Here is an 8,000-nt window from a genome sequence, read left to right as displayed (position 1 = left end):
AGTGTGTTTTGATAACATTTTTATCCCCCACAAAAGCTTTATTCCTTTCTATTATACAAAAAAAGCTTGTAGACTTGGTCTAATTCTTAGACTTTGTCTACAAGCTGAAAGGTAAACTTTTTAACGTTTACCTTTTTTTGCATTCTTCCATTTTACGTACAAAATAGCAGCCCCAACAATAAAGATTACATATAATACAATTGGAATAACAAGTATCGAGCCCATTTTATTCCCTGCCTGTTTTATTAGAATAAATGCTCATAGGGTGTAACTTCTATCTGCATTTCATCAAGTTTTTTTCTCAGAAATTTATGATCTCGCTTTGGAGTCGCCAAAATATATCCTCTGATGACTAATTCTTCCGTTATGGCTGCGGCTCTTTCTTTTAAAGCCAATTCACCAATTTTTCCGGCGATTTTCTGTTTTGCAACATCCCTGAATAACTCTGGAACCGGGGTAACCAGCTCATTCAGCATTTTCTTTTCGTCTTCACCCCATAGATGGATGGTTTCGTTCACATAATGTTCTTCCCAATCCAAGTCAGATTTGCCATCTTCCTTTGGGAACCTCTTTAAAAATTTCCGGAACATGAAGAATCCACCGATCGCAAATGAAGCCACTAAAAAAACGACCCAAAAAAGGATGAAATATAAGAACCAACCTTCTAGCATTTTTTTCACCTCAGTTTAAAAAGCATATCCTATTCAATTATAGACAACGACTTTGCCTGTGACAAGAATATCATCGTTTTTATAAAAGAACTCTATACTGTTCTTAATTAGAAATGATATACTAATAATTAACAAATATCGTGAAAATTCTTTCTATTTCGATTGTTTTTTAAGCTTGTGCAAATAGGAGGCTAGCAGGATGAAGTATACCGGCAGGATCGTATCGTTACTTACTGGACTTTTATTAATCATCACATGGGATTTTATTTATTACTTTGTTCTACATTATCCGGTGGATTTAAAGGTGGATATGGTTTTCACTTTATTAATCCTTTTTATCAGCTATTATATGGGGAAAAGTTATGATATCAGCCATACGACGTTGGCGGCCCTCAGAACGAGTGAAGAAAGGATAAAGCTGCTGAATGAAGAAATGCAGCACGTCCTTCAAAGTATTGATGAAGTGGTGTTTCACACAAATGCCAAGGGAGAATTTCAATTCCTCAATCAATCCTGGGAAGAATTCACGGGATATACGGTCAAGGAAAGTCTGCATAAGAATGCCCTCCATTTCATTTCCCTCCATGAACGTCATGAAATCCTCCGATTGGTAAGGCAAAGCATCGGTTTACATAGGGAGAAAACCAGGATGGACATCCCCTATCAAAAAAGGGACGGACAGTTTCGTTGGGGAGAAGTCAATATTAAACTGAACTATAATGGGAATGGTGAGTTGCAGGGTACAGTGGGAACCATTTCAGACATTACCGAACGAGTACATAACGAGGAAGAATTGATGGAAATGAATGAAACCCTGGCTATTGAATCTCAAAAACTTTCAGTTGCCGGTCAATTAGCTGCAGGCATTGCTCACGAGGTCCGAAATCCATTGACTTCTATTAATGGATTTCTGCAGTTGTTAAGAGATGAAGCCGATGAGAAAACGAAGGAATACTTGGGGATTGTCTTTTCTGAAATCAAGCGGATCGAACTTGTACTGAGCGAGCTGTTGATTCTTGCTAAACCGCAATCTGTTACGTATAAACGGATTAATATCATCGAAACCCTGGATCATGTTTCGAAATTACTGAATACGAATGCCATCTTATATAATATCGAAATTCAAACAGAGTTTCATGAGAGAGAGCTGTATATCCGCGGCGATGAGAATCAATTAAAGCAGGTTTTTATCAATTTAATAAAAAATGCGATAGAAGCGATGCCTCATGGAGGGACGATTACCATTCATGCAGATTTCAATTCCCATAATAAGGTGCAATTGATGTTTAAGGATGAGGGCGTAGGGATGAAGAAGGAAACACTGGATAAACTGGGAGAGCCATTCTTCACCACCAAAACAAAAGGAACGGGTCTCGGCCTTACTATATGCCTTCGGATCCTTCGCGATCATGGTGCGGATATCCGGGTGCAAAGTGAACAGGGAGAGGGCACAGCCTTTCATATCATGTTTGACGGCGTTCAGGCGTCGGAGAGAAAGAAACGGGAAGTACTGCAGAAATAGAGAAAAAGAACCCTTATGGATGACGTAAGGGTTCTTTTATATGATCAGGGAAGAGTTCTTCTAAATGGCGGGACTGCCTGGGAATCGAACCCAGCGGAGACGGCACGCGCCTCCCGAAAGTTTTGAAGACTAAGGCAAGCACCAGCTCAACAATCAGCCCCGAAAGGTAAGTATATATAAGTTATACCACGGGAAATAAACTTGTTCAAATGTTTGAAAAATGCATTCATACTAATGACCTAGTTAAGTAAGAGATTGGAAGGAAATAAATGCTGTTTATTTGAAATATTTACAAGATTTAAACTTTGTTGAAATCTGCAAATATTTCTTTACCATTCGTTAATCTCCGTGATAAGATACTTTTTGCCGGCTTATTATAGACGAAGTAAGCGTTTCCTGTTGGAGCTGCTTATTGTACTTGAACTTATAGAGATAGACAGAGAGGGGAAACAAACATGAAAAAAGTATGGGTATTAGGTCTTGGTTTATCATTGGCACTTGCGGGATGTTCTGACTCTGGTTCTGACAAGGAGAAGAAGGATGAGGCGTCAAGTTCTGAAGAGAGCGCCGATACCGCTGGGGAATTAATGGATTATTACTTGAATTTAACTACGACCGTTAACGGTGTTGATATTGATTTAAATGGTTATGAAGAAGCAATGGCAGGCGAAGAGCCTCCAGCTGGAGACGAATTGGCAACATTGAAAGAATCTGCTCAAGCATCAGCGAAAGCATCTGCAGAAGCAGTAGAAGGAATGGAGATCCCCGATGGTCTTGGAGACCAAAAGGATGCAGTGGAATCTTTCCAATCGACACTGGCAGAATCGTATAAGATGAAAGCGGATGAACTGGCTAAAGAAGGCGAAGCAGATTTCACAGCAGCCGATGAAAAATTGAACGAAGCTGAAAACCAAATCAAAAAAGTTTTAGACGAAGCTGGCCTGGTAAGTTCAAGCCTGATCAGCGATTTAAACGGTTAATACTAAAGTATAAAGGTCTATACCGACCATTTATAGCTGTGAAAAGCGAATCCGATTTGTCAAGGATTCGCTTTTTTCCTGTCTATGTACCCGTTTTCTCTCCAACTGCCTATATATAGGATGAGAGGAGGGAGAGGATGGAGTCGATTATTTCCTTTGTGTCTGAAGTAGGGTTTCCGATTGTGGTCACGATGTATCTTCTTTATCGAATCGAGACAAAGCTTGATGCTGTCATCACTTCAATTCAAACACTACCTCGGCAACTCAAAGAATAATGGAAATGGGACCGCTCCATGCGGTCCCATTTTTTATGAAGATTTCGAAAAGAGTAGCCACGAGACACTATAAATGTTTTCCTTACACGGAGACCCTGTGAGTTTGATATAATTCAGTTAGAAACCAGAACGTCCGGAGAGGAGAAAACAGGAGTGAAATTCATTCATACCGCTGATTGGCACCTGGGTAAATTGGTGCATGGCATATATATGACAGAAGAACAACGATACATATTGGAGGAGTTCATAGAACTAGTCAAAGAGGAAGAACCCGATGCAGTCGTCATTGCGGGGGATCTCTATGATCGATCTGTGCCGCCTACAGAAGCAGTGGAGCTATTAGATGAAGTATTATTCCGGATAAATGTAGAGCTCGACACACCGATTGTAGCCGTTTCAGGCAACCATGATAGTGCAGAGAGGCTTTCATTTGGGTCTTCGTGGTACAAGCATAGTCAGTTTTATTTAAAGGGGAAGGTCTCTGCTGATTTCACACCCATCCAAATAAAAGGGGTGAACTTTCACTGCGTTCCATACGCTGAGCCTGGTACAGTCAGACAAATACTTGATGATGACTCGATCAATAGTCATCATGCAGCAATGGAAGCCATCGTTAATAGAATCGAAGAACACATGAACCCAGATGAACCACATGTTTTTGTTGGACATGCATTTGTACTGGGAGGAAAAACGACGGACTCGGAGCGGACTCTTTCAGTCGGGGGATCCGGCTGTGTGGGGGCAGACGTATTCAGACCATTCCATTACACTGCCCTGGGTCACCTTCATAGTCCAGACGCCATTAGGCATGAAACAATCAGGTATTCAGGTTCACTGTTGAAATACTCCTTTTCAGAAGCTGCTCAGAGGAAATCGGTCACCATTGTAGAAATGGGGGAAGATGGGACCTTTGAGTTGAGGGAAAAGGTACTTCAGCCTAAACAGGATATGAGGGAACTACAGGGGCATATGGAAGAGCTGCTCGATCCGGCTTTCTATCAGTCTCAGCAGGTGAATGACTATTTAAAGATTACCCTTCATGATGAAGGGACATTAATCGATCCGATTAATCAACTGAGACAAGTCTACCCAAACGTGCTTCATCTTGAGCGAAAGAGAGATCTGACCGATGCTAAAAAGAAAAATTCATTCCAAGTGTTGGAGGATAAAAGACGGTCCGAACTGGATTTGTTTAAAGAATTTTACAAGGACATGACCACAGGTGAATTCACCGGTGAAAAGGAAGATGTGGTACGGAATGTGATTGATATTGCCAGAAGGGAGGTTGATCATGCATGAAACCACTTAAATTAGTAATGCAGGCGTTTGGACCGTATGCCGGCAGAGAAACCATTGACTTCCGAGAGCTGGATAACCGCACCATGTTCGTGATTTCCGGTAAAACAGGTGCGGGAAAGACAACGATTTTCGATGGGATTTCCTACGCGATCTATGGAAAGGCCAGCGGGGAAGATCGAAATCCGACAGAATTACGAAGCCAATTTGCCAATAATGATGATATTACAGAAGTCGATCTTCTATTCAGTTTACGTGGAAGAACGTATCGTATTTGGCGTTCACCCCAGCAGGAAAAAAAGAAAGCAAGGGGGGAGGGCTATACGACCATCAATGCCCGGTCTGAATTATATGTATACGATGAAGACGGGAAAGAACAGCTTCTTGCGGCAAATGTGAGAGAGGTAGATGAGAAGATCAAAGAGTTGATCCAGCTCGATGCCAATCAATTCAGACAGATCCTTATGATTCCACAGGGAGAGTTTCGGAAACTTCTTACATCGGATAGTAAAGATAAAGAACTTATATTGCAACGCCTCTTTCATACGGAGCTTTACAAGGCGATTCAAGAAAAATTGAAATCCGAGGCTGACGAGTTGAAAAGGTCTGTTGAATCCTCCATTGAAGAGCGAACAAGGGAATTAGTAAGAATCCATTTTGAAGAAAATGAAGAACTTCAATCTCTTTTATTGGAAAATCCGTTAAATGACCATCGCATTCTGCACCTTCTATCCCCTCATATTGAAGAAATGGAAAAGAAGGAGAGGAATCTCAGACAACAATATGAGAACGTTCAGGAGAAAAGGGATGCCTTTCAGAAGGATCTCGCAGAGGCTAAAAGTCTGGTTGATCAATATGAACTTCAGGAAAAACTTAAGAATCAGAAAGAGTCCCTTTTAGCATTGAAGCCTGAAATCGAATCGATCGATCACGAGATTGTATTGGCCAGGAGAGCTTCCCATTTGGTTCAACAAGATGAATATTGCCACAAACTTAATCGGAATCTCAGTGAACTGAAGAGTCAATTAGCAACACTATTCGAAGAAAAGCAAGCAATCTCTGAAAAGCTATTAACAGCAACAAGGATTTTTGAAGAAGAAACAAAACATGAACATCTCAGGGAGCAAGCTTCAAAAAGAGTGACTCAACTTGAAAATATGGAAAAAGATATAGATTCGTTAGATGCGTTAATGAACGAAACGGGTGAACTGAAAGAAAGGTACGAAAAACAGCAAAGTATTGTAATAAAACAGAACGAGCAGATCTCATTTTTACAAAAAGGGATAAAGGAACGGGAAGTACGTGTCAAAGCAGGAGAAAGTGGTCAGGAACATGTATTTCAACTTGAACAAAACGTAAAAGAGAAACTTTCCCTGCTGGAGCAGATAAATGACATGAATCAATTGGATCAAAATCTTCAGCGTGTCAAAAAGGAGCGTGATCAATTAAAGACTCAATATGGTCAACTTGAGGATCGTCTTCAGGATGCGTCTGAAACGCTGGCATTTTTGGAGGGGAAGTGGAATACTGCTCAAGCGTCATTGCTTGCGAAAGGATTATCAGATGATGCTCCCTGTCCGGTCTGCGGATCAAAACATCATCCGAACCCTGCTGTAGAGGCAGATGCTATCCCTTCCGGGGAAGATCTTAAGGTGGCCAAAGGTAAGCAGCAGGAATTGGAAACGGAAGAGAGAAAATTAAGCCTCGTCATTGCTCAAGAGGACACGAAAATACAAGGCATTCAAGAGCAGATCAAGAATATCAGCAAAAAAATAATTGAAAAGAAACCTGACTTTAATCAGCTTGAAATCGGGGAGACCCGTTCGTTGCTGATAAAAGAAATCGAATCATTGAAGACTGACCTCGCTTCGAAGAAAAAAGAAGTGGAACAGGTAAGAGTCATGGGAGAAGAGATCAGAAAGGGCAGAGAGAAGCTTGAAGAACTTGAAGGGGCAAGAGGGAAGAATCAAGACATGCTCCAAGAACTCAATACTCTCTTTCACACCAAGAATACGACCCTGGAAAAGGTGAAGGAATCCATTCCCGTTGAACTCAGGACAAAAGCTCAATTTGAACAAGTGTTACAGAAAGAGAAACAAAGACTGAAAGAATTAAAGGCATCCTATGAACGGGCACAAAAACAGTACTACGAGCTGATGAATCAAAACAGTGTAAAGGAGTCTCAAGTCAGAGATAAAGAGATCCATATTGAGAATGTAAATGTAGAGATGAAAGCTGAAAGAGATGCCTTCCTTGCACTTCTCACGGAACAGGGTTTCTCTCACTATAAAGCTTTTCTGGAAGCGAAAAAATCAGAAGCGGAAGTTACGGTTCTTCAAGAAAAAGTGAAGAAGTTCGGGGAGGACCTTCGCTCGGTCACTGACCGTCTTTCAGATATTGATCAAATCTTAAAAGATAAACAGCGGCCGGACCTGCAAAAGATCGAAGAAGAAATAATCAAGGTTACAGATGAATTGAAAAAGGTGAATGATCATCTAAATAGGGTCATGACGAACAGAAAGGAAAATGAACTCATCCTCACCAGGGTGACAGCCATAAATGAAGGGATCAGGGATTTAGAATCAAGCTATCAAACGGTCGGACATTTAGCAGAAGTTGCAAGGGGTCAGAATGCGAACCGGATCACATTTGAAAGGTATGTTCTGGCATCATTCCTTGAAGACATCCTTGGAGTCGCAAATGAGAGATTAATCAAGATGACTTCCGGCCGGTATCAGTTGATCCGGAAAACGGACCGAAGCAAGGGAAATGTTCAGAGCGGATTGGAACTCCTGGTCTTTGACCAATATACAGGGCAGGAGAGACATGTCAAAACATTATCAGGAGGGGAAAGCTTCAAGGCCTCCCTGGCTTTAGCCCTTGGACTTGCTGATGTGGTCCAGCAATACGCCGGCGGAGTATCATTAGATACGATGTTCATTGATGAAGGGTTCGGGACACTCGATCCGGAATCACTTGATCAGGCAATCGAAGCATTAATGGATATACAAAGCAGCGGGCGATTAGTAGGGTTAATATCACATGTTCCAGAGCTGAAAGAGAGAATTGATGCACGACTGGAAGTCATTTCATCACAGAATGGAAGCAGGACGGAATTCCAGTTTTTAGCGTAAAATCCTGCAGAGCGGTGGTATCGTTCCCATCCTGACAAGTTTCATGAGGTGGAGAATAGTGGTGACAGAGAAAAGGAAATCACCAAATAATTTTCCTTTTTCTCTTTCTTTTTCCAATTGGA

At 41.4% G+C, this 8,000-nt stretch carries 6 protein-coding genes and 1 tRNA gene; 5 read left to right on the top strand and 2 right to left on the bottom strand.

Translation table 11 applies throughout. The features are described 5' to 3' along the window. Positions 1-245: 245 nt before the first annotated feature. Positions 246-671 (bottom strand): DUF2621 domain-containing protein, encoded by a 426-nt coding sequence (locus V8G47_RS19555; RefSeq protein ID WP_336201522.1) that lies wholly within the window; start codon positions 669-671, stop codon positions 246-248. A 199-nt stretch (positions 672-870) separates the two neighbouring features. Between V8G47_RS19555 and V8G47_RS19550 the strand changes: the two genes are divergently transcribed. Continuing rightward, on the top strand, positions 871-2,193 hold the full coding sequence (locus V8G47_RS19550; protein ID WP_336201521.1) for an ATP-binding protein: 1,323 nt from the start codon (positions 871-873) through the stop codon (positions 2,191-2,193). A gap of 65 nt (positions 2,194-2,258) precedes the next feature. Here the strand turns inward: V8G47_RS19550 and V8G47_RS19545 are convergent. Beyond that, a tRNA-Sec gene (locus tag V8G47_RS19545) sits at positions 2,259-2,354 on the bottom strand. A 294-nt stretch (positions 2,355-2,648) separates the two neighbouring features. Between V8G47_RS19545 and V8G47_RS19540 the strand changes: the two genes are divergently transcribed. The 4 genes from V8G47_RS19540 (at position 2,649) to V8G47_RS19525 (ending at position 7,878) form a co-directional block, all read left to right on the top strand. Beyond that, the gene (locus V8G47_RS19540; protein ID WP_336201520.1) at positions 2,649-3,173 is read left to right on the top strand and encodes a hypothetical protein; all 525 of its coding nucleotides are present in this window, start codon (positions 2,649-2,651) and stop codon (positions 3,171-3,173) included. 137 nt (positions 3,174-3,310) lie between these two features. Further along, entirely contained in the window at positions 3,311-3,448 is a 138-nt protein-coding gene (locus V8G47_RS19535; protein WP_034759872.1) for a YvrJ family protein, read from the top strand. A gap of 153 nt (positions 3,449-3,601) precedes the next feature. Then, positions 3,602-4,747: an exonuclease SbcCD subunit D gene (locus V8G47_RS19530; protein WP_336201519.1), complete on the top strand. Its 1,146-nt coding sequence runs from the start codon at positions 3,602-3,604 to the stop codon at positions 4,745-4,747. After that, positions 4,744-7,878, top strand: coding sequence for an SMC family ATPase (locus V8G47_RS19525; protein ID WP_336201518.1), 3,135 nt, complete (start codon positions 4,744-4,746; stop codon positions 7,876-7,878). The genes V8G47_RS19530 and V8G47_RS19525 overlap by 4 nt, the downstream gene beginning before the upstream one ends. Positions 7,879-8,000: the final 122 nt, after the last annotated feature.

It is taken from the genome of Rossellomorea sp. LJF3 (assembly GCF_037046045.1).
In the GTDB taxonomy this organism is placed as follows: Bacteria; Bacillota; Bacilli; order Bacillales; family Bacillaceae_B; genus Rossellomorea.
Note: the sequence above shows the minus strand (reverse complement) of the source record. Positions and strands in the feature narration are given on the sequence as shown.

Excerpts from the sequence above, each read along its gene's own strand:
- V8G47_RS19555 (WP_336201522.1), bottom strand. The coding sequence starts at position 671 with ATGCTAGAAGGTTGGTTCTTATATTTCATCCTTTTTTGGGTCGTTTTT.
- V8G47_RS19550 (WP_336201521.1), top strand. The coding sequence starts at position 871 with ATGAAGTATACCGGCAGGATCGTATCGTTACTTACTGGACTTTTATTA.
- V8G47_RS19540 (WP_336201520.1), top strand. The coding sequence starts at position 2,649 with ATGAAAAAAGTATGGGTATTAGGTCTTGGTTTATCATTGGCACTTGCG.
- V8G47_RS19535 (WP_034759872.1), top strand. The coding sequence starts at position 3,311 with ATGGAGTCGATTATTTCCTTTGTGTCTGAAGTAGGGTTTCCGATTGTG.
- V8G47_RS19525 (WP_336201518.1), top strand. The coding sequence starts at position 4,744 with ATGAAACCACTTAAATTAGTAATGCAGGCGTTTGGACCGTATGCCGGC.